Source organism: Leifsonia xyli (genome assembly GCA_001647635.1).
GTDB classification, from domain to species: Bacteria; Actinomycetota; Actinomycetes; order Actinomycetales; family Microbacteriaceae; genus Leifsonia; species Leifsonia xyli_A.
Genome location: CP014761.1, coordinates 2,869,105 through 2,896,034, shown reverse-complemented (window position 1 = coordinate 2,896,034; position 26,930 = coordinate 2,869,105). Strand labels below are relative to the sequence as shown.

The 26,930-nt window shown below is 70.3% G+C and carries 20 protein-coding genes and 3 pseudogenes; 10 read left to right on the top strand and 13 right to left on the bottom strand.

Annotated elements, in window-relative coordinates:
- Nucleotides 1-76: 76 nt before the first annotated feature.
- Nucleotides 77-1,000: a galactose mutarotase gene (locus A0130_14265; GenBank protein ID ANF32673.1), complete on the top strand. Its 924-nt coding sequence runs from the start codon at nucleotides 77-79 to the stop codon at nucleotides 998-1,000.
- A 141-nt stretch (nucleotides 1,001-1,141) separates the two neighbouring features.
- Here the strand turns inward: A0130_14265 and A0130_14260 are convergent.
- Nucleotides 1,142-2,733, bottom strand: a pseudogene (locus A0130_14260) (hypothetical protein).
- Nucleotides 2,734-2,782: 49 nt separating this feature from the next.
- Between A0130_14260 and A0130_14255 the strand changes: the two are divergent.
- The 5 genes and pseudogenes from A0130_14255 to A0130_14235 all read left to right on the top strand — a co-directional run bounded on the left by A0130_14255 (nucleotide 2,783) and on the right by A0130_14235 (nucleotide 8,427).
- Nucleotides 2,783-3,481: a hypothetical protein gene (locus A0130_14255; GenBank protein ANF32672.1), complete on the top strand. Its 699-nt coding sequence runs from the start codon at nucleotides 2,783-2,785 to the stop codon at nucleotides 3,479-3,481.
- A 46-nt stretch (nucleotides 3,482-3,527) separates the two neighbouring features.
- The gene (locus A0130_14250) at nucleotides 3,528-4,526 is read left to right on the top strand and encodes a LacI family transcriptional regulator (protein ANF32671.1); all 999 of its coding nucleotides are present in this window, start codon (nucleotides 3,528-3,530) and stop codon (nucleotides 4,524-4,526) included.
- Nucleotides 4,527-4,599: 73 nt separating this feature from the next.
- Nucleotides 4,600-6,215 (top strand): annotated as a pseudogene (locus tag A0130_14245) (ATPase).
- Entirely contained in the window at nucleotides 6,212-6,910 is a 699-nt protein-coding gene (locus tag A0130_14240) for an L-ribulose-5-phosphate 4-epimerase (GenBank protein ID ANF32670.1), read from the top strand. The pseudogene A0130_14245 and the gene A0130_14240 overlap by 4 nt, the downstream one beginning before the upstream one ends.
- The gene (locus A0130_14235) at nucleotides 6,910-8,427 is read left to right on the top strand and encodes an L-arabinose isomerase (protein ANF32669.1); all 1,518 of its coding nucleotides are present in this window, start codon (nucleotides 6,910-6,912) and stop codon (nucleotides 8,425-8,427) included. The genes A0130_14240 and A0130_14235 overlap by 1 nt, the downstream gene beginning before the upstream one ends.
- Nucleotides 8,428-8,503: 76 nt before the next feature.
- Here A0130_14235 and A0130_14230 read toward each other — a convergent pair whose 3' ends face one another.
- The 12 genes and pseudogenes from A0130_14230 to A0130_14175 form a co-directional block, all read right to left on the bottom strand.
- Complete coding sequence (locus A0130_14230) at nucleotides 8,504-10,156, bottom strand: thiamine pyrophosphate-binding protein (GenBank protein ANF32668.1); 1,653 nt, start codon at nucleotides 10,154-10,156, stop codon at nucleotides 8,504-8,506.
- A gap of 117 nt (nucleotides 10,157-10,273) precedes the next feature.
- The gene (locus A0130_14225) at nucleotides 10,274-11,050 is read right to left on the bottom strand and encodes a hypothetical protein (protein ANF32667.1); all 777 of its coding nucleotides are present in this window, start codon (nucleotides 11,048-11,050) and stop codon (nucleotides 10,274-10,276) included.
- 100 nt (nucleotides 11,051-11,150) lie between these two features.
- Complete coding sequence (locus A0130_14220) at nucleotides 11,151-13,076, bottom strand: hypothetical protein (GenBank protein ANF32666.1); 1,926 nt, start codon at nucleotides 13,074-13,076, stop codon at nucleotides 11,151-11,153.
- Entirely contained in the window at nucleotides 13,073-14,761 is a 1,689-nt protein-coding gene (locus A0130_14215; GenBank protein ANF32665.1) for a glycogen debranching protein, read from the bottom strand. Before A0130_14215 ends, A0130_14220 begins: the two co-directional genes overlap by 4 nt.
- A 2-nt stretch (nucleotides 14,762-14,763) precedes the next feature.
- A pseudogene (locus A0130_14210) lies at nucleotides 14,764-15,581 on the bottom strand (ABC transporter permease).
- A complete protein-coding gene (locus A0130_14205; protein ANF32664.1) occupies nucleotides 15,578-16,549 on the bottom strand; it encodes an ABC transporter permease in 972 nt (323 codons plus the stop codon). Before A0130_14205 ends, A0130_14210 begins: the two are co-directional and overlap by 4 nt.
- 28 nt (nucleotides 16,550-16,577) lie before the next feature.
- Nucleotides 16,578-17,852: an ABC transporter substrate-binding protein gene (locus A0130_14200; GenBank protein ANF32663.1), complete on the bottom strand. Its 1,275-nt coding sequence runs from the start codon at nucleotides 17,850-17,852 to the stop codon at nucleotides 16,578-16,580.
- A 47-nt stretch (nucleotides 17,853-17,899) separates the two neighbouring features.
- Nucleotides 17,900-18,907: a transcriptional regulator gene (locus tag A0130_14195; GenBank protein ID ANF32662.1), complete on the bottom strand. Its 1,008-nt coding sequence runs from the start codon at nucleotides 18,905-18,907 to the stop codon at nucleotides 17,900-17,902.
- A gap of 212 nt (nucleotides 18,908-19,119) precedes the next feature.
- The gene (locus tag A0130_14190) at nucleotides 19,120-20,136 is read right to left on the bottom strand and encodes a transcriptional regulator (GenBank protein ID ANF32661.1); all 1,017 of its coding nucleotides are present in this window, start codon (nucleotides 20,134-20,136) and stop codon (nucleotides 19,120-19,122) included.
- 87 nt (nucleotides 20,137-20,223) lie between these two features.
- Complete coding sequence (locus A0130_14185) at nucleotides 20,224-21,399, bottom strand: sugar ABC transporter permease (GenBank protein ID ANF32660.1); 1,176 nt, start codon at nucleotides 21,397-21,399, stop codon at nucleotides 20,224-20,226.
- Nucleotides 21,396-22,937 (bottom strand): ABC transporter ATP-binding protein, encoded by a 1,542-nt coding sequence (locus A0130_14180; protein ID ANF32659.1) that lies wholly within the window; start codon nucleotides 22,935-22,937, stop codon nucleotides 21,396-21,398. Before A0130_14180 ends, A0130_14185 begins: the two co-directional genes overlap by 4 nt.
- Nucleotides 22,938-23,004: 67 nt before the next feature.
- On the bottom strand, nucleotides 23,005-24,126 hold the full coding sequence (locus tag A0130_14175; GenBank protein ANF32658.1) for a sugar ABC transporter substrate-binding protein: 1,122 nt from the start codon (nucleotides 24,124-24,126) through the stop codon (nucleotides 23,005-23,007).
- A gap of 314 nt (nucleotides 24,127-24,440) precedes the next feature.
- Between A0130_14175 and A0130_14170 the strand changes: the two genes are divergently transcribed.
- From A0130_14170 to A0130_14155, 4 genes are all read left to right on the top strand, one after another.
- Nucleotides 24,441-25,472: a LacI family transcriptional regulator gene (locus tag A0130_14170; protein ANF32657.1), complete on the top strand. Its 1,032-nt coding sequence runs from the start codon at nucleotides 24,441-24,443 to the stop codon at nucleotides 25,470-25,472.
- A gap of 50 nt (nucleotides 25,473-25,522) precedes the next feature.
- The gene (locus A0130_14165; GenBank protein ID ANF32656.1) at nucleotides 25,523-26,257 is read left to right on the top strand and encodes a hypothetical protein; all 735 of its coding nucleotides are present in this window, start codon (nucleotides 25,523-25,525) and stop codon (nucleotides 26,255-26,257) included.
- A complete protein-coding gene (locus A0130_14160) occupies nucleotides 26,254-26,589 on the top strand; it encodes a hypothetical protein (protein ID ANF32655.1) in 336 nt (111 codons plus the stop codon). Before A0130_14165 ends, A0130_14160 begins: the two co-directional genes overlap by 4 nt.
- Nucleotides 26,590-26,655: 66 nt before the next feature.
- A complete protein-coding gene (locus A0130_14155; protein ID ANF32654.1) occupies nucleotides 26,656-26,928 on the top strand; it encodes a hypothetical protein in 273 nt (90 codons plus the stop codon).
- Nucleotides 26,929-26,930: the final 2 nt, after the last annotated feature.

Below are 26,930 nucleotides of genomic sequence, written 5' to 3'. Positions count from 1 at the left end.
CGGCGTGTCGCGTGCACTCTTCGCGGACTCGACGGGGGCGGTCGACGGTGAGGGGTCAGTTGGGAAGAATGGGCGGATGAGCACACCGATTTCGGGGACACATTTCGGGCTGAGCGCGGGCGACTACCACGCGACCATCGCGTCGGTCGGGGCGTCGCTGCGCACGCTGGAGTTCGACGGGCGCCCGCTGATCGTCCCGTTCGACGCCGACGAGGTGCGGCCCGCCTTCCGCGGCGCGACGCTCGCCCCCTGGCCGAACCGCGTCGTCGACGGCCGCTACACCTTCGACGGCGAGGAGCAGCAGCTGGCGCTGACCGAGCCGAAGCGCGGCCACGCGCTCCACGGCCTCGCGGCCTGGCTCGACTTCGAGCCCGTGGACCGCGCCGCCGACAGCGTCACCTTCGCCGCGACCATCCAGGCGCAGGCCGGCTACCCGCACCGCGTCGAGGTGAGCGTCACGTTCTCGCTCGACGAGGAGGGCCTCCACACGACCGTGACCGGCACCAACACCGGCACGAGCCGTGCGCCGTGGGGCACCGGCCCGCACCCGTACCTCGTCGCCGGCGAGGGCCGCGTCGACGACTGGACGCTGACCCTCCCGGCGGACGAGGTGCTCGAAGTGACCGAGGACCGCCTCATCCCCACCGGTCTGGCGGATGTCGCGACAGCCGAGGACGGCAGCTGGGACTTCCGCACCGCGCGCCGCATCGGCGACACCTTCATCGACCACGCCTTCACCGGCCTGTCGCGCACCGCCGACGGCCTCGCGACCGTGCGCGTCACCGCCCCGGAGGGCACCGGCGTCGAGCTGGTCTGGGGCGAGGAGTGCCCGTGGGTGCAGGTCCACACGGCCGACCAGCCGGTCGCGGAGCTCGACCGCCTCGGCCTCGCCGTCGAGCCGATGACCTGCCCGCCCGACGCCTACAACTCGGGCACCGACCTCATCGTGCTCGAGCCCGGGGAGTCGGCGTCGGCATCCTGGACCATCCGGGCCGTCTAGCGAGTCCGCCGCAGAAAAGAAGATGCGCGCGGCCTTCCACGACGGGCCGCGCGCATGCCGATGCTACGGGGACGTCTGCACCGCGCATCCTGTACAGCCTGTCGAAGAACCGACCTCGCGGTCGACGCGCCGTCGTTGCGCTCAGGCGTGCAGCCAGGCGAAGCCGTACGGCGCGAGCGTTCGGCCGTCCCAGCCCTCGGCCAGCGCCCACTCGAACGAGTCGTCGAGGCGCACCTCCACGGGCTCGCCGGACAGGTTGTGGAGGGTGATCAGCCCATCCCGCCGCAGAGCGAGCACGGCGGAGCTGCCGACGTCCACGGGCGTCCAGCCGCCCGCGTCCGCGTTCTTCTCGCGCCGGATGTCCGAGATGCGTCGCACCAGCGCCAGATTCGAGGCGGGGTCGTCCTCCTGAGCACGGACGTTGACCGCGCCGAAGTCGTACGGACCGTCGCACTGGGCGGGGAGCGTGAGGGGTGACGACTCCGCCGTCGTGAAGCCGCCCCATGCCGAGGCGTCCCATTGCATGGTGGTGCGGGCGGCTCCGCGGCCCTCCACGGTGAGGTCGTCGCCGACGCCGAGCTCCTGCCCCGCTAGCAGCAAGGGGACGCCGGGCAGCGCGTAGAGCAGGCTGAGCGTCATGCGGACGCGTTCCGCGGGGTGCATCATCGGCGCCCATCCGCGTCGGATCCCCTCCCGTAGATGAGCATCGACTCCTCGGGCGCGAAATGCTCGAACGCCTCCCGCCGCTCCTCGTCGGTCAGCTGCTGGAGGTCGATCTCGTCGGCGTTGTGCAGGAAGTTCAGCCGCGCCGTGGGCGGGATGGTCGCGTCGAGCCGGCGGAGCGCATCCAGGATCGGCGCCGCGTCTCCGCGGGTCAGGGCCAGGATCACCGAGTTGTTGAGCGAGAAGTCGATGACGGCCTCGAAGCGGCCGCGCTCGACGAGGGAGGCCATCAGCTCCGGCGACTCGTCGGCCTCGGCGATCAGCGCGACGTCGTGCCTCACCTCCCGCAGCCGCGACCGGAGCTCGTCGAAGAAGGTGCCGTCATCCACATCGGTGTCGGGCCTCCCCTTGCCCTGCACGATCAGGAGCGCCGCGTCGATTCGGAACCCGTCGACGCCCACGCCGAGCCAGTAGGAGAGCACCCGGACGATCTCCTCGAAGACGCCGGGATCGGTGGCGTTGAGGTCGGGCTGGAACGCGTAGAACTGGTGGTGGTAGTAGCGGCCGGCGCGCTCGTCGTACCGCCAGACCTCGTCGTCCTCGCCGGGGAACATGGGATGGTCGCCCGGCTCGATGGAGTCGTCCTCGCTCCAGACGAAGAACCGCCCGGCCTCGCCGTCCGGGTCCTCACGCGCCGCGAGGAACCAGGGGTGGCGGTCGGAGGTGTGGTGCAGCACGGCGTCGACGAGGACGCGCATCCCGAGTTCGTGCGCACGGTCGAGGAAGCCGCGGAACCCATCCAGATCGCCGAAGCGCGGGTCGATGGCGAGGTGGTCGTCCACGTCGTAGCCGTTGTCGCGCCGCTCGCTCGGGTAGAACGGGAGCAGCCAGATCCACGTCACCCCGAGCGAGGCGACGTAGTCGAGGTGCCGCAGCGCACCGGCGAAGTCGCCGAATCCGTCACCGTCGCCGTCCGCGAAGCGCGACAGGTCCAGTCCGTACACGAGCTCGCCGGGGTCCCCGGCCCAGCCGTTCTCCCAGGCGTCACGGGTGGTCGTCGTTTCCGTCACGCTCCACTTGTACTCCCCGCGGCAGGCCCCACGGCAGTAGGGTGCCGCCATGTCTGCGACCCCTCTCCCCTCCTCCGGCCGGTCGCCGCTCGACGGACCGAAGATCTGCGACGCCAGCGGCATGATCGAGATCCACCGCCTGTTCCGCCACTCCTTCGACGAGGCTCCCGGGCTGGTCGACGGCGTGGCCGAAGGTGACGCCGCGCACGCCGCGGCCGTCGCCTCCCAGCTCACCATGCTGTCCACGGCGCTGCACGGCCACCACGAGGGCGAGGACGCGCGGCTCTGGCCGGTGCTCGACGAGCGGGCGCCCTCGTGCGCGCTCCACGTCGAGCGGATGCGGCAGCAGCACGCCGCGATGCTCGTGCAGCTGAACGCGCTCGACGCCGCCCTGCCCGAGTGGCGGGAGCATCCGTCCGCGGTGACGGCCGCGCCGGTGCAGTCGGCGCTCGTCGGCATCCGCGCCGCGCTCACCGAGCACCTGCCCGACGAGGAGGCGAACATCGTCCCGCTGATGGAGCACACCATCACGGAGCGGGAGGTCGAGTGGTTCGCCGAGCACGGCCGGAAGTCGACCCCGAAGGGCCAGACCTGGTACATGCTGGGCGCCATCCTGGCCTCGCAGCCCGACGGCGGCGGCGCGTGGATGAAGAAGAACCTCCCCGGACCGGTGCAGCTGATGTGGCGCTGGGTCGGGGCGCCGAAGTACCAGCGGTTCCGCGCCCAGGTGGAGGGCCGCGCTCGGTAGGCCGGCTGTGCTGAGGCCACCTGGGCGCATCCCCTAGGGTGTGGATGTGGACGAGCAGGGTCGGGCGCCGGGGGTGCGCGAGGTGGCCGCCGCTGCGGGTGTCTCACGGCAGACCGTGTCGCGCGTCCTCAACGACCACCCGAGCATCCGCCCGGAGACCCGGGAGCGGGTGCTCGCCGCCATGGAGCAGCTCAGCTTCCGGCCGAACCGCGCGGCGCGGATGCTGACCACGGCCCGGTCGCAGGCGCTCGGCGTGCTGGTCGCGTCGCCGTCGTCGCTGTTCGGCCCGGCGTCCAGCATCGACGCGATCGAGAGGGCCGCTCGCGACGCCGGCTACTTCGTCACGGTGGCGCACGCCGTTTCGCTCGACGCCGCGGCCGTGGAGGCGGCGCTGGAGCAGCTGAGCGCGCAGGCGGTGGAGGGCGTGGTCGTCGTCGCGCCCCAACAGCGCATCCAGGACGCGATGGATGCGGTGGCCCTGCGCGTCCCGTCGATCACCCTGCACGGCGCGGGGACGGCCGGCGACCACGGCGTCTTCGTCGACCAGCTGGAGGGCGCGAGGTTGGCGACCCGCCACCTGCTCGACCTCGGGCACACGCGCATCGCGCACCTGAGCGGGCCAGGCGACTGGTCGGAGGCCCGGGCGCGGCGCGAGGGCTTCCTGCTCGAGATGGAGGCGGCGGGCGCGGATCCGGTCGTCTCGCGCGAGGGCGACTGGACGGCGGCCTCCGGGGCCGAGATCGGCGCGGAGCTGCTCGCGGATGCGGCGATCACGGCGGTGTTCTCCTCCAACGACCAGATGGCGATCGGCGCGATGCACGCCGCGCGGGTGGCCGGGCGGTCGATTCCCGACGACCTCGCGGTGGTCGGCTTCGACGACATCCCGGAGGCGGCGTTCCTCGCGCCGCCGCTGACGACCGTGCGGCAGGACTTCGCGGAGCTCGGCCGCCGCGCCGTCGCCCGGCTGGTCGCCGAGATCGAAGGCCGGACGCTCGACTTCGACGCGCCCGTCGCGCCCTCGCTCGTGCGCCGGGCCTCCGCCTGATCCCGGCTTGACAGCCTGCCGCCGCGGTCGCGTATGATCCAATGTGACCGGTCACAATGACGTGAGGAGCACCATGACCACGCCGGATCCGCGCCAGCGCGACGCCATCGCCGCCGGGCGCACCGCCCTCGGCATCGAGTTCGGCTCGACCCGCATCAAGGCCTGCCTGGTCGACGCCGACGACCCCGCGTCCGTGCTCGCCGTCGGCTCCCACGAGTGGGAGAACACCTACCGCGACCGCCTCTGGACCTACGACCTCGACGAGGTCTGGTCCGGCCTCCAGACCGCGTACGCCGACCTTGTCGCCGACGCCGAGCGCCGCCACGGTGTGCGCCCCGCGACCATCGGCGCCATCGGCGTCTCGGCGATGATGCACGGCTACCTCGCCTTCGATGAGGCGGGCGACCTGCTCGTCCCGTTCCGCACCTGGCGCAACACGAACACCGGGCCGGCGGCGGCGGAGCTGACCGAGGCGTTCGGGGTCAACATCCCGCTGCGCTGGTCGATCGCCCACCTGCACCAGGCCGTGCGGGATGCCGAGCCGCACATCCCGCAGCTCGCATCGTTCACCACCCTCGCCGGTTACGTGCACTGGAGGCTGACCGGGCGTCGTGTGCTCGGCGTCGGCGACGCATCGGGGATGTTCCCGATCGACCCGGCCACGCACACGTACGACACCGAGCTGCTGCGCCGCTACGCCGACCTCGGCACCGGCCTCGACCTGCCCGCACTGCTTCCCGAGGTGCTCGTCGCCGGGCAGCCGGCGGGCGAGCTCACGGCAGAGGGCGCCTCCCTACTCGACCCGTCCGGCGCGTTGCAGCCCGGCATCCCCTTCTGCCCGCCCGAGGGCGACGCGGGCACGGGGATGGTCGCGACCGCGTCGGTCGCGAAGCGCACCGGCAACGTCTCGGCCGGTACCAGCATCTTCGCGATGGTTGTGCTCGAGCAGCCGCTCGCCGCCGTGCACCACGAGCTCGACCTCGTCACCACGCCCGCCGGCGACCTCGTCGCGATGGTGCACTGCAACAACGGCGCGAGCGAGCTGGCGGGATGGGCGGGGCTCTTCGGCCGCTTCGCCGAGGCCTCCGGCGCCCCGGTCTCGACGGACGCCGTCTACGAGACGCTGTTCCGGGAGGCGCTGGGCGGTGACGCCGACGGCGGCGGCCTGCTCGCCTACAACCACCTCGCGGGCGAGCCGATCGCCGGACTCGCGGAGGGGCGTCCGCTGGTCGTCCGCACCCCGGACAGCCGCCTCACCCTCGCGAACTTCGTGCGCGTCCAGCTCTACAGCGTGTTCGGCACGCTGGCGCTCGGGATGCGCGTCCTCCACGACGAGGGCGTGGCGCTCGACCGGATGTTCGCCCACGGCGGCATGTTCCGCACCGCCGGTGTCGCGCAGCGGTTCCTCGCCGGCGCGCTCGACGCGCCCGTGTCCGTCGCCGACACCGCCTCGGAGGGCGGCGCCTGGGGCATCGCGGTGCTCGCCGCCTACCTCCCGCCGCCGCCGACGGGACCGCGCTGGACGCGTACCTCCAGCACCGCGTCTTCGGCGGCTTCGCCTTCGAGACGACCAACCCGCATCCCGACGACGTCTCCGGGTTCGCCCGGTACCTCGACCGCTACCAGGCGGGCCTCGCCGTCGAGCGCACCGCGATCGACGCTCTGCCCGTGGAAGGAGCCTCCGCATGACCGCCTTCGACACCGCCGTCCGCACCACTCGCGAGCAGGTGGCCGCGCTGCACGCCGAACTCGTCCGCTACGGCCTCGTCGTGTGGACGGGCGGCAACGTGTCCGGACGCGTCCCCGGTGAGGACCTGTTCGTCATCAAGCCGAGCGGGGTCGACTACGACGACCTGACGCCCGAGAACATGATCCTCTGCACCCTCGACGGCGAGGTGGTCCCCGGCTCGCTCGGCAGCGATCGGTCGCCCTCGTCGGACACGGCGGCGCACGCCTACGTCTACCGCAACATGCCGGAGGTCGGCGGCGTCGTCCACACGCACTCCACCTACGCGACGGCCTGGGCGGCGCGGGCGGAGCCCATCCCGTGCGTGATCACCGCGATGGCGGACGAGTTCGGCGGAGACATCCCTGTCGGACCCTTCGCGATCATCGGCGACGACTCCATCGGCCGCGGCATCGTGCAGACGCTGACCGGCCACCGCAGCCGCGCGGTGCTGATGCAGAACCACGGCGTCTTCACCATCGGCCGGGATGCGCGCGACGCCGTCAAGGCCGCCGTCATGGCCGAGGACGTCGCCCGCACCGTCCACCTCGCCCGTCAGGGCGGTCCCCTCGTCCCCATCCCGCAGGAGTCGATCGACCGACTCTTCGACCGCTACCAGAACGTCTACGGACAGTCCCCGGAAGGATCCCTCTCCTGATGCCGAAGCTCACCACCTCCCTCGACGGTTACGAGGTCTGGTTCCTCACCGGCAGCCAGCACCTGTACGGGCCCGAGACGCTCGCCCAGGTCGCCGACCAGTCGCGTGCCATCGCCGACCAGCTCGGCGCCGCCGCCGACGTCCCCGTGCGCGTGGTCTGGAAGCCGGTGCTGACCGACTCCGACGCGATCCGCCGCACGATGCTGGACGCCAACGCCAACGACGCCGTGATCGGCCTGATCGCGTGGATGCACACCTTCAGCCCCGCGAAGATGTGGATCGCCGGCCTCGACGCGCTGCAGAAGCCGCTGCTGCACCTCCACACCCAGGCGAACGTCGAGCTGCCGTGGGGCGAGATCGACTTCGACTTCATGAACCTGAACCAGGCGGCGCACGGCGACCGCGAGTTCGGCTACATCCAGACCCGGCTCGCCGTCCCGCGCACGACCGTCGTCGGCCACGTGTCGAACCCGGCCGTCACCGCCCGCATCGGCACGTGGATGCGCGCAGCGGCAGGATGGGCGGCCACCCGGTCCCTGAAGCTGGCGCGCTTCGGCGACAACATGCGCTTCGTCGCGGTGACCGAGGGCGACAAGACCGAGGCGGAGCATGTCTTCGGCGTGCAGGTGAACACCTGGGGCGTCAACGACCTCGCCGACGCCGTGGCCGCCGCCTCCGAGGCGGAGGTGGACGCGCTGGTCGCCGAGTACGAGGAGCTGTACGACGTGACGCCGGAGCTGCGCCGCGACGGGGACCGCCACCAGTCGCTCCGCGATGGCGCCGCGATCGAGCTGGGCCTGCGGTCGTTCCTCGAGGAGGGCGGCTTCGGCGCCTTCACGACCAGCTTCGAGGACCTCGGCGCGCTGAAGCAGCTGCCGGGCCTCGCGGTGCAGCGCCTCATGGCGGAGGGCTACGGCTTCGGCGCCGAGGGCGACTGGAAGACCGCGATCCTGGTGCGCGCCGCCAACGTCATGGGTGCGGGACTGCCGGGCGGCGCCTCGCTGATGGAGGACTACACCTACGACCTCACGCCCGGCGACGAGCGCATCCTGGGCGCCCACATGCTGGAGGTGTCGCCGTCGCTCACGAGCGCCCGGCCGACGCTGGAGGTGCACCCGCTCGGGATCGGCGGCAAGGACGACCCCGTGCGCCTGGTGTTCACCGCGGACCCGGGTCCGGCGGTCGTCGTCGCGCTGTCGGACATGCGCGACCGGTTCCGGCTGGTGGCCAACGTCGTGGAGGTGGTCGAGCCGACCGCTCCGCTGCCGAAGCTGCCCGTCGGTCGCGCGGTCTGGAAGCCGGCGCCCGACTTCACGACGTCCGCGACCGCGTGGCTGGAGGCCGGCGCGGCGCACCACACGGTGATGAGCACGGCGGTCGGCGTAGCGGCGTTCGCGGACTTCGCCCGCCTCGCCCGCACTGAGCTGTTGGTCATCGACGACTCCACCACGCTCCGCGACTTCGGCCGCGAGCTCGACTGGAACGCCGCCTACTACCGCCTCGCCCGCGGCCTCTGACCAGCCCGCGAGCACAGGAAAAACGCTCCGCTTCGGGCGAATCGGCGACGTTTTTCCTGTGCTCGGCGGCTGCGGGTCAGGAGTTCACGCGGATGATCTCGTGCTGGTACGGGGCGATCACGTCGCCGGAGATGCGGAGGTCGAGGACGAGGAAGGGGCGCTCGCTCGCCGGGCGCGCGGCCCAGTCGGCCAGCGCTTCGAGGTCCTCGGGGGTGCGGACGACGACGCCCTCCGCGCCGACCGCCCGCCCGAGCGCCGCGAAGTCGACCTCGGGGATCCGCATCGGGCCCTGCGCGAGCCCCTTCAGCCCGTACAGGTTGACCTCCGCGCCGTAGGCCGCGTCGTTCCAGACGACCGCGAGTCCGCGTCCGCCCGCGACCCGCACCGCCGACTCCAGGTCGGCGAGCGCCATGAGGCCGCCGCCGTCGCCGGTCGTCAGCACGATGGTCGACTCGGGATGCGCGAGCGCGGCGCCCGGGACGCTCGGCCAGCCGAGCCCGATCGACTGATAGGCCGTGCCGACCATGATCATGCGGTCCGGAGTCGTGACCGGCCAGTACATGTTCGCCCAGCCGATGAAGTGGCCGCCGTCGGAGACGACGACGCGGTCCGCGGGCAGCAGCTCGCCGATCCGGGCCGCCGCCGTGCGGGGGTCGAGGCGGCCGTCCGCGGCGAGGCCGTCGCCGACGGGATGCTGTCGCGCACGTGCCGCATCCACCGACTCCCGCCATCCCGATGGCGCCGCTCCGGCCTCGGCGAGTGAGGAGACCAGCGCCTCGGCGATGAGCCGCGCATCCCCGCGCAGGTAGGAGCCGACGTGCGGGTGGGTCGCCGCCGGACGGGTGTCGACCTGGATGATGCGTGTGCCCGGCGCGAACAGCTCGCCGAACCGCATCGTGAACTGGTTGAGCGACGCCCCGAAGACGACCGCCACGTCGGCGGACCGGATCAGCTCCATCGCGCCCTCGGCCCCGAAGCCTCCGGTCACGCCCAGGTCGTACCGCTCGTCGGGGAACACGCCGCGTCCGAGTGCGGTGGACGCGGTGAGCGCGCCGGTCGCATCGGCGAGCGCGCCGAGCGCGGGGCCGGCGCCCGCGAGCCACGCCCCGCGACCCGCGAGGAGCAGCGGACGGGACGCCCGGGCGAGCGCGGCCGCGGCGTCCGCGACGGCGGCCTGGGCGAAGGCGTCGCCGGGCGCGCTCGGCGCGGGCAGCACGGGCTCCGGCGCCTCGGGGATAGGTCCGGCATCCCGGGTCGCGACATCGTACGGGATCGCCAGCACGGTCGGCACCCGGTAGGTCAGCGCGTGCTCGACGGCGATGGCGGTCGTCGCCGCGGCGTCCGCACGCCCGACGGTGTACGTGCGCGCGCCGACCGCGGCCGCGAGGGCGATCTGGTCGACGTCCCACGGCCGCGGCCCGGAGGTGGGCTCGTCGCCGACGACGAGGATGAGCGGGATGTGCGCCTGCACCGCCTCGGCGAGCGCCGTCAGCGTGTTGGTGAAGCCGGCGCCGTAGGTCGCGGTGGCCGCGGCGAGGCGGCCGGAGGCGCGGAAGTACGCGTCCGCTGCGACGACCGCGCCGGCCTCGTGGCGCATGGCGCAGTACTCGCCGCCGCGCTGCCGCTCGAGCGCATCCAGGAAGTGGGCGTTGCCGTTGCCCATCACCCCGAAGACGTGATCGACGTGGCGGGCGAGGGTGGCGGCGACGTGGGAGGAGACGGAGGGCATGGCAAAGCCTTTCGAGACGACGGAGGGACGATTCCGTATGTGTCTCGCCACCGCATCCCTGCGGCGCTTCGTGCCCCTTTTCCGAGCACCGGCGGTCAGGCGCCGGACGCGACCATATTATCCGCGCTGGGTCGACCGGGCGAAGTCCACGAGCCGCTGCTGGGCCACCGCATAGGATGTCGCCGACGGCACCTCGCGCCGCTCACGCAGTGCTTCGGCCACATCCACCGCCGCGTCGATCGCGACGCGATACGGCAGCGACCCCGTGCTCACCCGGCGCACGCCCAGGCTCTGGAGGTCGTCGAGGGTCAGACCCGGCACGACGAGCACGTTCAGGGGCAGCGGGATGGCGGCCGCGAGCTCGGCGATCGCAGCGGGATCGGTGACTCCGGGCACGAAGACACCGTCGGCGCCTGCATCGGCGTAGCGTTTCGCACGCTCGACCACCGCCTCCACGGTGTCGTCCTCGTGGAACCAGTAGGAGTCGACGCGCGCGTTGACGAAGACGTCCGGCGCGGCCTCCCGGATGGCGGCGATCTTGGCCGCGGGGATGGCGGGGTCGACCAGCCGCCCGTCCGCCGAGTCCTCGAGGTTGACGCCGTCGGCCCCCAGCCCCGCGACGAGATCGGCGACCTCGGCCGGGTCGTCGCTGAAGCCGTCCTCGATGTCGGCGGTGATGTACGCCGGCAGCGCGATGATCGCCCGGACCAGAGCGACCGTCGCGTCCCGGCTCGAGCCTTCGGCGTCCGGGCGCCCAGCGGACGCGTTCACGCCGAAGCTCGTCGTCCCGATCGCGGGGAAGCCGGCGGCGTCGAAGGCGAGCGCCGACCCGACGTCCCAGGCGTTGGGCAGCAGCAGCGGCTCGTCGGCGTCGTGCAGCTCACGGAACGTCATGGCGCTCCCTTCCGAGGGGAGGGTAGCCCCGGCGGGAGCGCCGGGGCCACCCCGAGGACTCGGCTGCCGGCCCCGATGACTCGCCGGCAGCCGAGCGTCGTCAGCCCGCGGCGGGGATCCACACCCGCATCAGGCCGGGTCCGCGGTTCGCCCAGGAGGCGTACGGGACCAACTCTGCGCTCACGCTCCGTCGGGCGGATGCCGGAGCGTCCGCGTCCAGCCGCCGATACGGCCAGTCCGCATCCGGGACCGGGTCCGCGACGACCAGGTCGACGCGCGCACCCCGCTCGGTCGGCGCGGGCGCACGGGACGGATCGAGACGGACGTCCTCGAAGCGGACGTCCTCAGGGAGATCGGGCGACTCCAGGCACAGCACGAGCGGACCGCGCTCGACCGCGACCGTCCCGCGCACCGCGTCGATCCCTGCCGCCGCCACCGTGAAGCGGGGCGCGACGTCGAGCTCGAGCACGATCTCGTCGCCGCTCGTGAAGGCGCGGTGCACGCGGGCCGTGTCGCCGACGACGGGCACCTCCGCGCCCGCCACCGTGAGACGCGCGCGACCTGTGGACCAGGCCGGGATGCGCAGCGACAGGGTGAACTCGGCGTCACGGTCGACGGTCACCACGACGCGGCCGTCGTACGGATATCCGGAGCGGACACGGAGGGAAATCGACCGTCCGTCCGGCAGCCCGGTGTCGAGGTCGACGTCGCCGTACTGGTGGAGCTGCACCCCGTCGTCGTCCGCGGTCGCGAAGTACGAGGCCACCCCGGCCAGCGTCCGCGCCACGTTCGTGGGGCAGCACGAGACCTCGAACCAGGCCGCGCGGAGGCTCGCCTCGGCGCGCTCGCTCAGCTCGTCGTCGTCCGTCTCGGAGGCGAGCTGCCGCTGGTGCAACGTGTTGGCGTAGAAGAAGGCCTCGCCGTCCTCCCGCGGCGAGACGAGCACGGCGTTGAGCAGCGTCCGCTCGATCAGATCCGCGTGGTGGGCGCGGCCGGTCTGCAGCAGCAGCCTCCACCCCACCATCACGGAGCCGATGGCCGCGCACGTCTCGGCGTACGCGCGGTCGGGCGGGAGCTCGTCGTCCGCCCCGAACTCCTCGTTCTGGTGGTGTGCGCCGATGCCTCCGGTGAGGTAGGTCCGGTGGGCGACCGTGGCGCGCCACTGCTCCGCCACTGCGGCGAGCAGGGCGTCGTCCCCGGTCTCGACCGCCACATCCAGCGCGCCGGACGCGAAGTACGCTGCGCGAACCGCGTGGCCGCGGAGAACCCTCGCCTCGCGCACCGGCACGTCGTCGAGGAAGTAATCGCTGCCCTGGAACAGGGTCGTCGCGAGCGTCCGTCGTCCGCGGCGCTCGACGAACAGCCGCGCCTGCTCGACGTATCGCGCATCTCCCAGCGTTCGGCCGAGCTCCACGAGCGCGGTCTCGATCTCCGGATGGCCGCAGATCGCGTCCCGGCCGTCCGAGCCGAACTCCCGGACGACGTGGTCCGCCAGGCGGCGCGCGACCGTGACAAGCATGTCGTCCTGATGCCCGCTCCGGGCTCGCGCGACGGCCGCCTGAAAGAGATGCCCGAAGCAGTACAGCTCGTGCCCCCACTCCAGATCGCTGTAACGCGGGCGCTGGCCGGGCCGCCCGAAGGCGGTGTGGAGGTAGCCGTCGGGCTCCTGAGCGGCCGCCACCCGATCCACAAGGGAGCGATACCGGCCCTCGAGCGCGGGATCGGCGCTGCGGCCGAGCTCCCACGCCATCGCCTCGAGCAGCTTGTAGACCTCAGAATCGACGAACTCGATGCCGTCGTGGTGGTCGGCGATCGTGCCGTCGGCGGCGCGGTCGAAGTTGCCGATCCACCCGATCCGCTCCATCCAGCGCTCGCAGTGCGCGATGATCGTGGACGCGTTCAGCGCCTGGATGCGGCCCCAGAAGCCGCCGACGACGCGCAGCTCCTGCGCGCCGAGCGGGCGCAGCAGCGAACGGGACGGCACGACCGGTCCACCGGCGGCTGTGCTTCGGATGGTGTCGGTCATCTCTCTCCCGAGGGTCGGTCGCCGGAGGCGAGGAGCAGGTAGACGGCCGCCGTCCAGGTGTACGCGCGGTCGCGCAGGCCCTCTCCGGTGAGCGCGTCGAAGTTCTCGGCGAAGCCGGAGCGCTCGCAGGCCGCGAGGAACGCCCGCGCGACGCGATCGGCCAGTGCCGAGCGTCCCGCCCGGCGCAGCCCGTCCACGATCAGGTAGGTGGAGGGCGCCCACACCGGTCCGCGCCAGTAGCCGTCGGGCTCGTACAGCGGGGAGTCCGGGGGCTCGGTGGCGGGACCCCACTCCGTCAGCCGGTGCTCGATCGACGTGGCGAGGCGGTCTGCGATGTCGGCGGGCAGCCATTCCCCGAGCACGATCGGGAGGGAGGCGAGCAGGCTCGTGGCGGTCGACGGCTCGCCGTCCGAGACCCCGCGGGCGACGAAGCCGTCGACGGTCCAGAGCTGGTCGTACAGAGCCCGCTCGACCACGATCCGGTCGTCGTCCCACTCGTCCGGCGACTCGCCGAGTTCCCGGGCGAGAGCGGCGAGCGCGTCCAGCTGAAGGATGAGGAACGCCGCGAGATCCGGCGACTCGACGACCCGCGCGCGGTCGAACAGCGTGGCGTTGTCCCACCCGCTGTCGTTGCCGTGCTGGTAGTACGGGAGCGCGTGACCGGGAGCGCGGCGGCTGTCCAGCCAGAACCGCGTCCACACGGCCAGCCGTGCGTAGACCGTTCGCAGGGCGTCCGGATCGAGCGGGGATGCAAGCCGCTCCCGCAGCCGGGCGAACGCCCACCCGTGGATCGGCGGCTTGACGAAGTTGTAGAGCACTTCCGAATGCGTCATCGAATCCGGGAGCGCGCCCGACGCGTCCTGGTGGTCGAACGGCAGCAGGAACTGGTCGAGCGCGGCCCCCGTGTCCAGCGGGGCGAGCGCGAGGGCGTTGAAGCAGTGGTCCCACGACCACACCTTGTCCATCCAGTGCTTCGACATCAGCACCGCCTCGCGGCCGACGAAGCCCGCAGGCTCGACGGTCGCCGACCACAGCACATAGGCGGCCTTGACCGCCGTGGGCGCCGCACCGGGTCCGGCGACGGCCTCGGCGTAGCGGGCGAACTCGCCGCGGCGGAGCTCGACGAGGTCGTCGAACCCCAGCGCGGGCACCGGGGTCGCCTGCGCGGTCTCCGTCTCGGAGACCCGCACCTCCCAGTCGGACGCCGTGAAGACCACCTCACGGTCCGCCGCTCCGAGCTCCCCGTCGCCGACGACCTCCGCCCGCCCGCTCAGCACGGTGAACCGGTAGCGGCGTCCCGTCTCGTAGCTGGTCAGCACGATCGCGCCGTCGACAGGGTCCGTGAAGAGGTAGCCGCCCGTGAACGGTGTCAGTTCGTCGGAGGCGGCGAACCGCATCCCGAGCCCGCTGCCGCGGAAGCGCAACGCGCTCGTGCTCTCGAAGACCGCCTCCACCCGGCCGTTTCCCCCGGTCCAGGCGACGCGGGATGCCGACGCGGTGACGCGCACGTCGTCACCGGCCTCCGGCACCAGCCGCAGCACCGGGTGCATCCCCGTCACGTGCGACACGAGGTGCACGTCGGCAGCCGTCTGATGCGTCCCGATCACCGGCGAGAGGTCGAGCCACGATCCGCGCAGCGAGAACGGCAGTTCGCGCAGGTCGAGGGCGATATCGGTCGCCGCCATCGTCAGTCCTTCACCGCGCCGGCCGTGACACCGGCGGCGACGTAGCGCTGGGCGAGTACGAGCAGCACAGCGGCGGGGATGGACGCCACGACCGCCGTCGCCATGATCGCGTTCCACTCCTGGTTGTTGTTGCCGATGTACCGGTAGATGCCGAGGGTGATGGTCTGCATCGAGCCGCCGCTGTTGAGCGTCGACGCGAAGACGAAGTCCGACCACGCCCACAGGAACGCGAAGAGCGAGACGGTGACGATCGAGTTGCGGCTGACCGGCAGCACGATCGAGCGGAAAGTGCGCCAGGTGCTCGCGCCGTCGATCTTCGCGGCGTTCATCAGCTCGTCGGGGATGCCGGCCATGAACGCGCTGAAGATCAGCACGCCGAACGGCACCGCGATCGTGGAGTCCGCGATGATCAGGCCCCAGACCGTGTTCAGGATGCCGAGGTTCAGATAGATCGCGTAGAACCCATCGCCATGATGATCCCGGGGATCATCTGTGCGATCAGCAGCACGAAGTTGAGCGCGCCTCGCCCGCGCGGGCGCAGCTTCGCCAGCGAGTAGGCGGCGGGCGCCGAGATCGCGACGGTCAGCACGACGGTCCCCAGCCCGACGAGCAGGCTGGTGGCGAGATAGGGCAGCTGCTGGTCGAGCACCGCCTGGTAGCCCTCGAACGTCGCGTGGATCGGGAACAGGTCCGGCGGGCTCTTGCGCATCAGGCTGGTCGGCGTGAGCGAGACGTTGATCATCCAGTAGACGGGGAAGAGCATGATCAGCGTGAGCGCGACGCCCACGACGGTCTTCCACCAGGGCCGGCGGCCGTTCATGCGATGTCCTGCTTCCTCTGTGTGTAGATGTAGACGAAGCCGAAGACGAGCGCCAGGATGATGAGCAGGTTGCCCACCGCGGCCGCCGGGCTGAAGTCCGGGAGCGTGGACGCGAAGCCCAGCTGGTACGACCAGGTGGCGAAGGTCGTCGAGGCGGTTCCGGGCCCTCCGCGGGTCATGATCCAGATGATGTCGAACACCTTGAGCGTGTAGACGAGCCCGAGCAGGAGGGTGATCGCCGACACCGGCCGCAGCAGCGGGAACGTGACCCGCCAGAAGCGCTGCCACCCGTTCGCGCCGTCGATGGCGGCCGCTTCGTACAGCTCCGACGGGATGTTCTGGAGCCCCGAGTAGAGGATCACCAGGTTGAACGGGATGCCGATCCAGATGTTGGCGATGATGACGCTCGTGAGCGCCCAGTCCGGCGAGGTCAGCCAGTTGATGCCGGGCAGGCCGAAGGCCTCGAGCGCCGCGTTGACGACGCCGGAGTCGCTGTTCAGCATCCACGACCAGGTGGACGCGGACACGATGAGCGGCAGTAGCCACGGCACCAGGAACAGCGCGCGAAGGGTGCCCGATAGCCGGAAGTTCTGGTGGAAGAAGACCGCCAGCGCCAGCCCGATCGTGAACTGGAACGCGATCGAGACGAGGGTGAAGACGGCGGTGTGCCAGAACGCCGGCCCGAAGGTCGGGTCCTGCAGCACCTTCACGTAGTTGTCGAGCCCGACGAAGGGCGCATCCCCCATGACGAAGGAGCGGACGGTGTAGTCGCGGACGCTGAGCTCGACGTTGCGGTAGAGCGGGTAGGCGTAGAAGACGACCAGGTAGATCACCACGGGCGCCAGGAACGCCCAGGCGGCCCACTGGCCGCGGCGGCGGGGCCGCCGGGGCACGGACGAGACGGCTGCCCGAGCCGTCCCGCCCGCGCGCCCGGCGGTGCTGCGCGACGCTGTCTGAGTAGTTGTCATCGGGGGGTCCTCAGTGCGTGAGCGGGGATTACTTGGTGGCGGTTGCAGCGGCCGTCTGCGCGGCCTTCAGCGCGTCCTCCGGAGACTGCGACCCGCTGAGCGCGTTCTGCACGGCGGTCCACAGCTCCTTCGAGATCTTCGGGTAGTTCGTGCCCAGGTTGTCGCTGGTGCGTCCCTTGGCTGCGGCCACCGCGTCCACCCAGGGCTGCAGCTCCGGGTTGGCCGCGACCTGCTCCTTCTGCGCCGCCTCGGTCGGGGCGATGTAGGAGAGCGTGGTGTCGGTCTTCACGAAGCTCTTGGTGCTGGTCAGGCACTCGGCGATCTTCTTGGAGGTGGCGTAGCGCGCCGTGTCCTTCTGCACCGGGATGGTCATGAACTCGCCGCCGGTCGGGGCCGGGGCGGCGCTGCCGTCCGCGCCGGGGATCGTGAGGATGCCGTAGTCGATGCCGGCCTTCTTCACGTTCCCGAGCTGCCAGGTGCCGTTCTCGCCGAAGGCGTAGTCACCGGTGGCGAACTCCTGCCACGAGGTCGTCTGCGTGTTGTTGATGACCGAGTTGGGCGCGTAGCCCTTCTTCAGCCAGTCGGTCCACAGCGTGAGCGACTTCACGGCGTCGTCCGAGTCGAGCTTCTTGAGGTCCGCGCCGGAGCCCCAGAACCAGGGGAGGAACTGGAAGCTGCCCTCCTCGGTGCCGATGGCCGAGAAGGTGATGCCCTTCTTGCCCGCCGCCGTGACCTTCGCGAGGGCGTCGGTGAGCGAGCTCCAGTCCTTCACCGTCGCGATGTCGACGCCGGCGGCGTTCAGCACGGCCTTGTTGTAGTACAGCGCCAGGGTGTTCGCGCCGATCGGGACGCCGTAGGTCTTCCCGTCCAACTGTCCGGCGGCCAGGATGTTCTTCTGGATCTCGGACGTGTCGAGCTTGTTCTCGGCCGTGCTGGTCAGGATCCCCGCGTCCGCGAGCGTCGACACCACGGGGTTGTCGACCAGGAGCAGGTCGGGCGAGTTGCCCTGCTGACCGGCGAGGAGCGCCTTGTTGGTCAGGTCGCTGGTGTCGTAGCCGGTGCGCTTGATGGTGACGCCGGCGTCCGTGCCGCACTGCTCGACGAGCTTCGTCCAGTCGGCGGACGCGTCGAACTGCGGGTACGGGTCCCAGAACGTGTAGGTCCCGCCGGCACTGCTGCCGGATCCGGACCCGGAGCCGGAGCAGGCGGCGACGCCGGCGACGACCGCGACGGCGACGACCGCCGCGCCGACGAGGCGCGAGGTCTTCTTGGTGATCACAGTATTCCTCCTTGAATCGTGCATTCGGGTGGTACCGGTCGCTGGGCGCTGAGCGGGCTGCGTGGAGCGGTTCATCGGGTGCTCCCGCGGTCGGTGAGTTCCGGGGCGACGAATCTCGTCACCGCCGGGCCGGCGAGATCGGGGGAGGTGATCCGCCGGACGAGCTGCCGGACCGCGGAGCGGCCCAGCTCGTCGGGTGAGCTCTCGACCGCCGTGTAGGGCAGCGAGAAGGCCCGGCCGAAGTTGGTGGCATACAGGCTGACGACGGAGAGGTCGTCGGGGACGCGGACGCCGCGGGCGGTCAGCACCGACGGGAGCGCCGCGATCGTGGCGTCGTTGTGGACGATGAGCGCGGTGGCGCTCGGCCGGGCGTCGAGCATCGCGTTGATGCTGCGGCCGATCTCCGGCTGGCGGGACTCGCCGTAATAGGCATGCATCTGGAGGCCGTAGCGGGCGCCGCGCTCAAGCGCAGCGTCGCGGAAGCGCCAGCCATAGGCGCCGCCGCGCTCGAACACGTGCAGCGGCGGGGACACGACGATGATCTCGCGGTGGCCGCGAGCGTGCAGGTGGTCGACGAGCATGCGCGCCGACTCCCCGAAATCGAGGTCGAACACGTCGAGGCCTTCGGTGTGCTTCGGCAGCCCGACCAGGGCCCCGGGCTGCGGCGCCTCGCGGAGGGCCGTCAGGCGTGGGTCCTCATGCACGACGTCGAGGAGCACGACCCCGTCCACCATCCCGGAGCTGGTCACGCGGCGCAGCGCCGAGACGCTGTCGAGCTCGGTGACCAGCAGGATGTCGTAGCCGAGCTCGCGGGCCGTGTCGGACACCGGGAGGATGTACTCGAACATCGCCGGGGCGAACTCGTCGGCGTGGAACTGCGTGAACAGGCCGACCACCATGGTCTGCGAGGTCGCCAGGGCGCGGGCGCCGGCGTTGACGATGAAGCCGAGGGAGGTGATGGCCTCGTCGATGCGGCGCCGGGTGTCGTCGGAGATGGACCGCTTGCCCGAGAGCGCGTAGGAGACGGTGCTCGTGGAGACGCCGGCAGCGCGGGCCACATCGGTGATGGTGACGGCCATCGTCCCTCCTCCACATCGTCGGAAAGTCGGTTCGTGTCGAACCGCTTCGATGAAAGTAGCGCACCGAGAAGCGTCGCACAAGTCGAACCGCTTCGATTCATGCCGAATCGTTGCATTCTGCCCGCGAAAGGGGTGACATCAGGGCGTCCGACGCTCCGGATTCCACACGGGTACACGCCGTGACGAACCGCTTCGACACCCCTAGGGCGGCGTCAGGAGACTGCGCGCGTGCTGCCTCGGTCGACGAAGCCCGGCTCGATGAGGCGCACCTGCGGCGCGTCCGCGCCGTCGGGGTCGGCGATGCGCTCGACCAGCCGCGAGACCGCCCACTCCCCCAGCACCTCGGGCCGCGTGTCCACCGCCGTGTACGGCAGGGAGAAGGAGTTGCCGAACTCCGCCGAGAACATGCCGACCACCGAGAGGTCGTCCGGCACGGAGATCCCGCGCTCCCGCAACAGCGAGGGCAGCGCGGCGATCGTGGCGTCGTTGTGCACCACGATCGCGGTCGCGCGCGGGAACCGGTCGAGCGCCGAGGTCAACGCCTCGCCGAGCGCCGGCTGCCGCGAGTCGCCCTCGACGATGTGGAGCTGGATGCCGTGCCGCGCCGCGCGCTCGGCCGCGGAATCGCGGAACCGCCAGGCGTACGAGCCGCCGCGCTCCGAGACGTGGCGCGGCGGGGTGACGAGCAGGATCTCGCGGTGGCCCAGCTCGGCGAGGTGGTCCAGCGCGATCCGCGCGGCCTCGCCGAAATCGAGGTCGACCGCATCGAAGCCCTCGGCGTCGCGGGCGTAGCCGATCAAGGCGACCGGCTGCCGCGTCTGCCGCAGCGGTTCGAGCCGCGGGTCGTCGTAGGTCACGTCGAGGAGCACGACGCCGTCCACCATGGCCGACGATGTCGTGCGCCGGATGGCCGCCTCCACATCCGGATCGGTCACCATCAGCAGATCGAAGCCGTGGGTGCGCGCCGTGGTGGAGACGGGGAGCACGTACTGCAGCATCGCCGGCGCGAACTCGTCCTCCTGGAACTGCAGGAAGAGGCCCAAGACGTTCGTCTGCGAGAGGGCCAGCGCTCGCGCCCCGGCGTTGGGCGTGAAGTCGAGCTCGACGATGGCCTTCTGGATGCGCTCCCGCGTCTCCTCGGAGATCGCGCGCTTCCCGGACAGCGCGTACGAGACGGTGCTCGGGGTGACGCCCGCGATGCGCGCCACGTCCCGGATCGTCGCCGCCATCGCCCCTCCGTTCAGCCGTGACCATTGTCACACGCAGGCGGGGCCGCGCTCGCGCACGACCCCGCCTCCGTCGAAGCGATTCGAGGGCTACTGACCCACCGACCGCCGCTTGTTGTAGACGTCGAACGCCACGGCCGCCAGCAGCACCAGGCCCTTGATGAGCAGCTGGTAGTCGCTGTCGATGCCGAGGATCGACATGCCGTTGTTGAGCACGCCGATGATCAGACCACCGATGATCGCGCCGGTCACCGTGCCGATACCGCCCGTCACCGCCGCGCCTCCGATGAACACCGCGGAGATCGCATCCAGCTCGAACCCGTTGCCCGCACTGGGGCTGGCGAGGTTGAGGCCGGCGGTGAAGACGAGACCCGCGACCGCCGAGAGCACGCCCATGTTGACGAACAGCAGGAACGTCACGCGCTTGGTCTTGACGCCCGACAGCGCTGCGGCCTGCAGGTTGCCGCCGATGGCGTAGATATGACGGCCGAACACCGACCTGTTCATCACCGCCGAGTAGGCCACCACCAGCACGGCGAGGATGATCAGCACGATCGGGGTGCCGTTGTAGCTCGCGAGCAGCAGCGTCATCACGAGCACCAGCGCCACCAGGAAGACGAGCTTCACGATGAACCACCACAGCGGCTCGTCCTCGAGGTCGTACTTGCGGCGAACAGCGCGCTGGCGGATCGACGTGTACAGGATCGCGGCGCTGGCCAACAGGCCGAGGACCATCGTCAGCGGTTCGTAGCCGGTCGTCCCGAAGGCGGGCAGGAAGCCCGAGCCGATGGCCCGGAACTCCTTCGGGAAGAACGAGATCTGCTGGTTGCCGAGCGCGATCTGCGCCGCGCCGCGGAACGCCAGCATGCCGGCCAGCGTCACGATGAACGCGGGGATGCCGAAGTACGCGATCCAGAACCCCTGCCAGGCGCCGACCAGGGCGCCGAGCACCAGGCAGAAGAACACCGCCAGGGGCCACGGCAAGTGCCAGTTCGAGATGAACACGCCGGCCATCGCGCCGATGAACGCGACCACGCTGCCGACCGACAGGTCGATGTGGCCCGCGATGATCACCATGACCATGCCGATCGCCAGGATCAGGATGTAGCTGTTCTGCACGATCAGGTTCGACACGTTGATCGGCGCCAGCGTGATCCCGCTCGTCGCGATCTGGAAGAAGACCACGATCGCGATCAGCGTGATGAACAGCCCGATCTGACGCAGCTGCCCGGCCAGGTAGTTGAGTGCTTTGGTGAGCGGTTTCATGCGTTGTTCTTCTCGCGTTCCTTGGTCATGAATTGCATGAGGTATTCGGCCGTCGCCTTCTCGCGCGGCACGTCGGCGGTGATCCGTCCCTCGCTGAGCGTGTAGATGCGATCGCAGATGCCGAGGAGCTCCGGCAGCTCGGAGGAGATGACGACGATGCCCTTCCCCTGGTCGGCGAGCCGGTCGATGATCGTGTAGATCTCGTACTTCGCCCCCACATCGATGCCGCGGGTGGGCTCGTCGAGGATCAGCACCTCGGGGTCGGAGTACATCCACTTCGACAGCACGACCTTCTGCTGGTTGCCGCCGGAGAGCTTCCCCGTCAGCGCCAGCACGTTCGGCGTCTTGATGTTCATCGAGCGGCGGTACTCCTCCGCGACCAGCGACTCGCGCTGCTCGTTGACGAACTTGAACCAGTTGACGAGCTTGTCGAGCGCCGCGATCGAGATGTTGCGCTGGATGTTGTCGATCAGGTTGAGGCCGAAGCGCTTGCGGTCCTCGGTCGAGTAGGCGATGCCGTTCTCGATCGCCTTCGACACCGTGCTCACCGAGATCGGCTTGCCGCGCTTGTAGACCTGGCCGCTGATCCCGACGCCGTAGCTGCGCCCGAAGATGCTCATCGCGAGCTCGGTACGGCCGGCGCCCATGAGGCCCGCGATGCCGACGATCTCGCCCGCGCGCACGGTGAAGCTCACGTCGTCGACGACCTTGCGGGTGCGGTCGAGGGGATGGTGCACCGTCCAGTTCTCGACGCGGAGCAGCTCCTCGCCGATGTGCGGCACGTGGTCCGGGAAGCGGCTCGCCACATCCCGGCCGACCATCCCCTTGATGATGCGCTCCTCGCTGGCGTCCTTCCCCATCTCGAGTGTCTCGATCGTGCGGCCGTCGCGGATGATGGTCACCCGGTCGGCGATCGCCTTGATCTCGTTGAGCTTGTGGCTGATGATGATCGCCGTCATGCCGTGCGACTGCAGCTGACGGATCAGCTCCAGCAGGTGCGCCGAGTCGTCGTCGTTGAGCGCCGCCGTCGGCTCGTCGAGGATGAGGATCTTCACCGACTTCGACAGCGCCTTCGCGATCTCCACGAGCTGCTGCTTGCCGACTCCGATGTCCTTGATCTTGGTGATCGGGTTCTCGTTCAGACCGACGCGGGCGAGCAGCTTCGCCGCATCGAGGTTGGTCTCGTTCCAGTCGATGAACCCGCGCTTCTGCCGCTCGTTGCCGAGGTAGATGTTCTCGGCGATCGACAGGTACGGCGACAGCGCCAGCTCCTGGTGGATGATGCCGATGCCGGCGGCTTCCGAGTCGTTGATCGAACGGAACTCGACGGGCTCGCCGTTCATGACGATCTCGCCTTCGAAGGTACCGTGCGGGTAGACCCCCGACAGCACCTTCATCAGCGTGGACTTGCCGGCGCCGTTCTCCCCGCAGATCGCGTGGACGGAGCCCTCCTCGACACTGATCGACACATCTTGGAGCGCTTTGACTCCGGGGAAGGACTTCGAGATGTTGCGCATCTCGAGAATCGTGTTGGACATGGTCTCCCTTGCTCGAAAGGGAGGTCCGGGCGCACGCCTGGCGCGCGCCCGGACCTCCACCCGGCCGTTACTGCAGGTCGGATTCCTTGTAGTAGCCGCTGTCGACCAGGACCTCTTTGTAGTTGTCCTTGGTCACGACCACCGGCTGGAACAGGTAGCTCGGGACGACCTTGACCTTGTTGTCGTAGCTCTTGGTGTCGTTCACCTCGGGCTTCTTGCCGGAGAGCACGTCGTTGGCCATCTTGGCGGCCTCGTTCGCGAGCTTGCGGGTGTCCTTGTAGATGGTCGAGTACTGCGTGCCCGCGATGATCTGCTTCACGCTGGCGACCTCGGCGTCCTGACCGGTGATGATCGGGAGCTGCTTGCCGCCCTGGCCGTAACCGGCGCCCTCGAGCGCGCTCAGGATGCCGTCGGAGAGGCCGTCATAGGGCGAGAGGACTCCCTGCACGGTCGCGCCAGTCGAGTACGACTTGGCGACGAGGTCCTGCATGCGGGCCTTCGCGGTCGCGGGATCCCAGCGCAGGATGGCGACCTGGTTGAAGTTGGTCTGGCCGCTCTTGACGACCAGCGTCCCGTCGGAGATGTACGGCTTCAGCGTGTCCATCGCGCCGTTGTAGAAGAACGTCGCGTTGTTGTCGTCGGGGCTTCCGGCGAACACCTCGATGTTGAACGGACCCTTCTTGCCTGTCTTCTTGCCGTCCTTGTCGAGGACGCCGAGGCCGGTGAGCAGCGAGTTCGCCTGGTAGACGCCGACCTTGTAGTTGTCGAACGAGACGTAGTAGTCGACGTTCTTGTCGCCGGTGAGGAGGCGGTCGTACGAGATGACCTTGATGCCGGCCTTCGCCGCGGCGTCGAGCTGGTCGGTGAGCGACCCGCCGTCGATCGACGCGATGATCAGGACCTTGGCGCCCTTGGTGATCATCGTGTTGACCTGCTGCACCTGGGTCGGGATGTCGTTGTTCGCGTACTCCAGGTCGACCTTGTAGCCGTTCTTCTGCAGGTCCGACTTCACGGCGTTGCCGTCCGCGATCCAGCGCTCGGACACCTTGGTCGGCATGGCGACGCCGACGAGCGCGCCCTTGTTGTCGGAGCTCGAGTCCGAACCGCCTCCGCGGCCTCCCGAGCATGCGGCCAGTGCGACTGCGACGCCGAGTGCGACGGCGGCGAGTCCGACTTTCCTGATCTTCACTGTGATTCCCTTCGAGCGGTGAGGCGACCGGTGCGCCCGATGCGCACGGACTCGCCGGGCTCGGAACTGGCACGCGCTGCGCGATCAGCGTGCGACGGGACAGTGCAGCAGCCGTCGCGACCGTGCGATCCGGCTGTTGTCATGTGGCGACTCCCTCGTCGTATGCTGGTCCGTACGCGATATATGTGACCGGTCCCAGAACGGGTTAGACGCTATGACCCGAAGCGGTGGCCAGTCAAGTCATTCGCGAAAAAATATGATGAGCACGTTCGCGAGCGGCAGAGGAGCCGCTCCCGCCCGACGAGACAGGATCCATGGACGAGCACGGACCCGAGGCAGAGCGCGCGCTCTCGATCCGGGACATCGCCCGGCTGGCCGGGGTGTCCCGGCAGACGGTGTCGCGCGTGCTCAACGGCGAGCGCTACATCAAGCCGTCCACCGAGGCGCAGGTCCGCAAGGTCATCGAGGAGCACGGGTGGCGGCCGAACAGCGCGGCACGGGCTCTGGCGACGTCGCGGTCGAAGACCATCGGCGTGCTCGTCTCCGGCCGCTCTCACTACGGGCCGTTCAGCGCCGCAGCGGCGATCGACGAGGCGGCGCGGGCGCGCGGGTACGCCATCCTGTCCGCGACGCTGGCCCACGAGGACGACGCGACGATGTCCGAGGCCCTGGACTCCTTCGCCGCCCAGGGCGTGGAAGGCGTCGTCGTGATCGCCCCCCAACAGCGCGCGCACGAGGCGCTGCAGCGTGTGGCGGTGCGCATCCCGTTCGTCAGCCTGCACTGGAGGGACCCCGGCGACGGGCGGGTGGCGGCCCTGGATCAGGAGGCGGGCGCGCGGCTGGCGATGCAGCACCTGATCGGGCTCGGGCACACCCGGATCGTGCACCTTGCGGGCCCGCAGGACTGGAGCGAGGCGGAGGACCGCATGCGCGGCTTCCTGGCGTCCCTCGACGAGCACGACCTGCCGGTGACGGCGCCGATGCTGGGCGACTGGACGGCCGACCTGGGCTACGAGATCGGCCTCAAGATCCTCGACCACCCGGACTTCACGGCGGTCTTCGCCTCCAACGACCAAATGGCGCTCGGCCTCCTCCACGCGGCGGCCGACCTGGGCCTCTCGGTGCCGGAGGACGTCAGCATCGTCGGCTTCGACGACATCCCGGAGGCCAAGCACTACGACCCCCCGCTCACCACCATCCGCCAGGACTTCAGCTGGCTCGGCGCGCGCGCGATCGACGTGCTGCTTGCGCAGATCGAAGGGGATGCGGACGGGCCACCGCCGGAGTTCCCGGTGCCGCAGCTCGTGGTGCGGAAGAGCACGGGGCCGCCGCGGGTAGCTGGGTGAGCGGTGGCCGCTATTCAGAGCGGGCAGTTCGCCGCGGCTAGCATCGGCGGATGCGCTCGCGCCGATCCGTCATCCTCTACGTTGACGGCTTCGCGCTCTACAAGGGGATGCTGCAGCGCACCTATCCCGAATACAAGTGGCTCGACCTGATGGCGCTCGGTTCTCGGCTCTTCCCGCATCGGGATGTCATCGGCGTCAAGTTCTTCACGGCGGCCCTGAAGCCACTGACGAACAACCCCGGGATCGGCCAGCGGCAGCAGATCTACTGGCGAGCTCTCCGGACGACCGGCGTGGAGATCGTGCAAGGGACGTTTTCGTTCAACAAGCAGTACCTACCGGTTCATCCGGAGCAGCTGGACGCGTCCGGCCGGGTCGTGACGGTGCGCGTCAAGCGGCCGGAGGAGAAGGGCAGCGACGTCGCTCTCGCCTCGCATCTCATCGTCGACGCGATGGAGGACCGAGCCGATTCGTACGCCGTCGTCACCGACTCGGACCTGGTTCCGCCGATGCAGTTGCTCTCGGCGCGCAAGCGGTCTCTGGCGCTCGTCTCTGCAGGAAGCCGCCTACATGGCGCTGAAAAAAGCAGGCCCCCGATCTCTCGGGGGCCGCGCCCGGTAGCCGAAGCATCCGGGTGGTTACATCGACAGTCTAGCCGTGTCCGCGTTTCGCCGAGCGAACGGCGCGAGACCCACAGGCCACTCGCCTCCCGGACGGCGTCGGCGCCACGTGGTACAACCGTCATCGCCTACCCGAAACGCTCTGCCCTATCCCGAGGAACCCGATGAGCGACACACCCTGGCGCGCCGCGTTCGTACACCCCCAGCACCCGTGGCGCGACTTCGAGCACGACTTCGACCCGCGCGAGTTCCCGCCGGCCAGCATCCGGCGGCCGAGCTCGCTGGCCGGCATGCCGGCCTTCGACGTCTACCTGCTGAGCGACTCCGAACCGTGGCCTGCCGCGTCGACGTTCACCTACACGCAGACGATCGTCGGCGACCTGCGCGACCACATCCCGCCCGAGTACTCCCTCGACATGGATGCGGCGGCCGCGCAGAGCACCGTCACGCCGGCCGGCGCGCAGCCCGGCGCCGCGACCGCCCGGCCGGCGTCCGCCTAGGAGAGACGGTCCTTGTCAGTAGCAGGCGACCCGCGATGGAAGCTCGTCGATCACGCCGAGCCGGCAGTGAGTGCCCGGTTCGCATCGCGCGGCGTGGCCGCCGTCCGTTTCGTCGGTGCGTTTCCTGACCTCCCCGGTGTGGGAGTGTGGCTGTGCACGACCACGGACGCGGAACGCGATGACCTGCGAGCTGACGCCGCCCTCCCTGAGGCCGTCCGTGACGTGTTGAGGGAGGTCGGCTTCTCCCCGATCGACGTGGCCAGTAGCGGGGTCGTGGTGGAGTCCCAGCAGACCGTCGACCGCGAATACGGCGGCAGCTGGTTCTTCGCCATGCGCTGATC

Coding starts and splice junctions, on each gene's coding strand:
- A0130_14205 (ANF32664.1), bottom strand. CDS start 16,549: ATGACAACTACTCAGACAGCGTCGCGCAGCACCGCCGGGCGCGCGGGC.
- A0130_14230 (ANF32668.1), bottom strand. CDS start 10,156: ATGCCCTCCGTCTCCTCCCACGTCGCCGCCACCCTCGCCCGCCACGTC.
- A0130_14165 (ANF32656.1), top strand. CDS start 25,523: ATGCGCTCGCGCCGATCCGTCATCCTCTACGTTGACGGCTTCGCGCTC.
- A0130_14255 (ANF32672.1), top strand. CDS start 2,783: ATGTCTGCGACCCCTCTCCCCTCCTCCGGCCGGTCGCCGCTCGACGGA.
- A0130_14160 (ANF32655.1), top strand. CDS start 26,254: ATGAGCGACACACCCTGGCGCGCCGCGTTCGTACACCCCCAGCACCCG.
- A0130_14190 (ANF32661.1), bottom strand. CDS start 20,136: ATGGCGGCGACGATCCGGGACGTGGCGCGCATCGCGGGCGTCACCCCG.
- A0130_14215 (ANF32665.1), bottom strand. CDS start 14,761: ATGGCGGCGACCGATATCGCCCTCGACCTGCGCGAACTGCCGTTCTCG.
- A0130_14180 (ANF32659.1), bottom strand. CDS start 22,937: ATGTCCAACACGATTCTCGAGATGCGCAACATCTCGAAGTCCTTCCCC.
- A0130_14195 (ANF32662.1), bottom strand. CDS start 18,907: ATGGCCGTCACCATCACCGATGTGGCCCGCGCTGCCGGCGTCTCCACG.
- A0130_14265 (ANF32673.1), top strand. CDS start 77: ATGAGCACACCGATTTCGGGGACACATTTCGGGCTGAGCGCGGGCGAC.
- A0130_14220 (ANF32666.1), bottom strand. CDS start 13,076: ATGACCGACACCATCCGAAGCACAGCCGCCGGTGGACCGGTCGTGCCG.
- A0130_14235 (ANF32669.1), top strand. CDS start 6,910: ATGCCGAAGCTCACCACCTCCCTCGACGGTTACGAGGTCTGGTTCCTC.
- A0130_14200 (ANF32663.1), bottom strand. CDS start 17,852: ATGCACGATTCAAGGAGGAATACTGTGATCACCAAGAAGACCTCGCGC.
- A0130_14185 (ANF32660.1), bottom strand. CDS start 21,399: ATGAAACCGCTCACCAAAGCACTCAACTACCTGGCCGGGCAGCTGCGT.
- A0130_14225 (ANF32667.1), bottom strand. CDS start 11,050: ATGACGTTCCGTGAGCTGCACGACGCCGACGAGCCGCTGCTGCTGCCC.
- A0130_14240 (ANF32670.1), top strand. CDS start 6,212: ATGACCGCCTTCGACACCGCCGTCCGCACCACTCGCGAGCAGGTGGCC.
- A0130_14170 (ANF32657.1), top strand. CDS start 24,441: ATGGACGAGCACGGACCCGAGGCAGAGCGCGCGCTCTCGATCCGGGAC.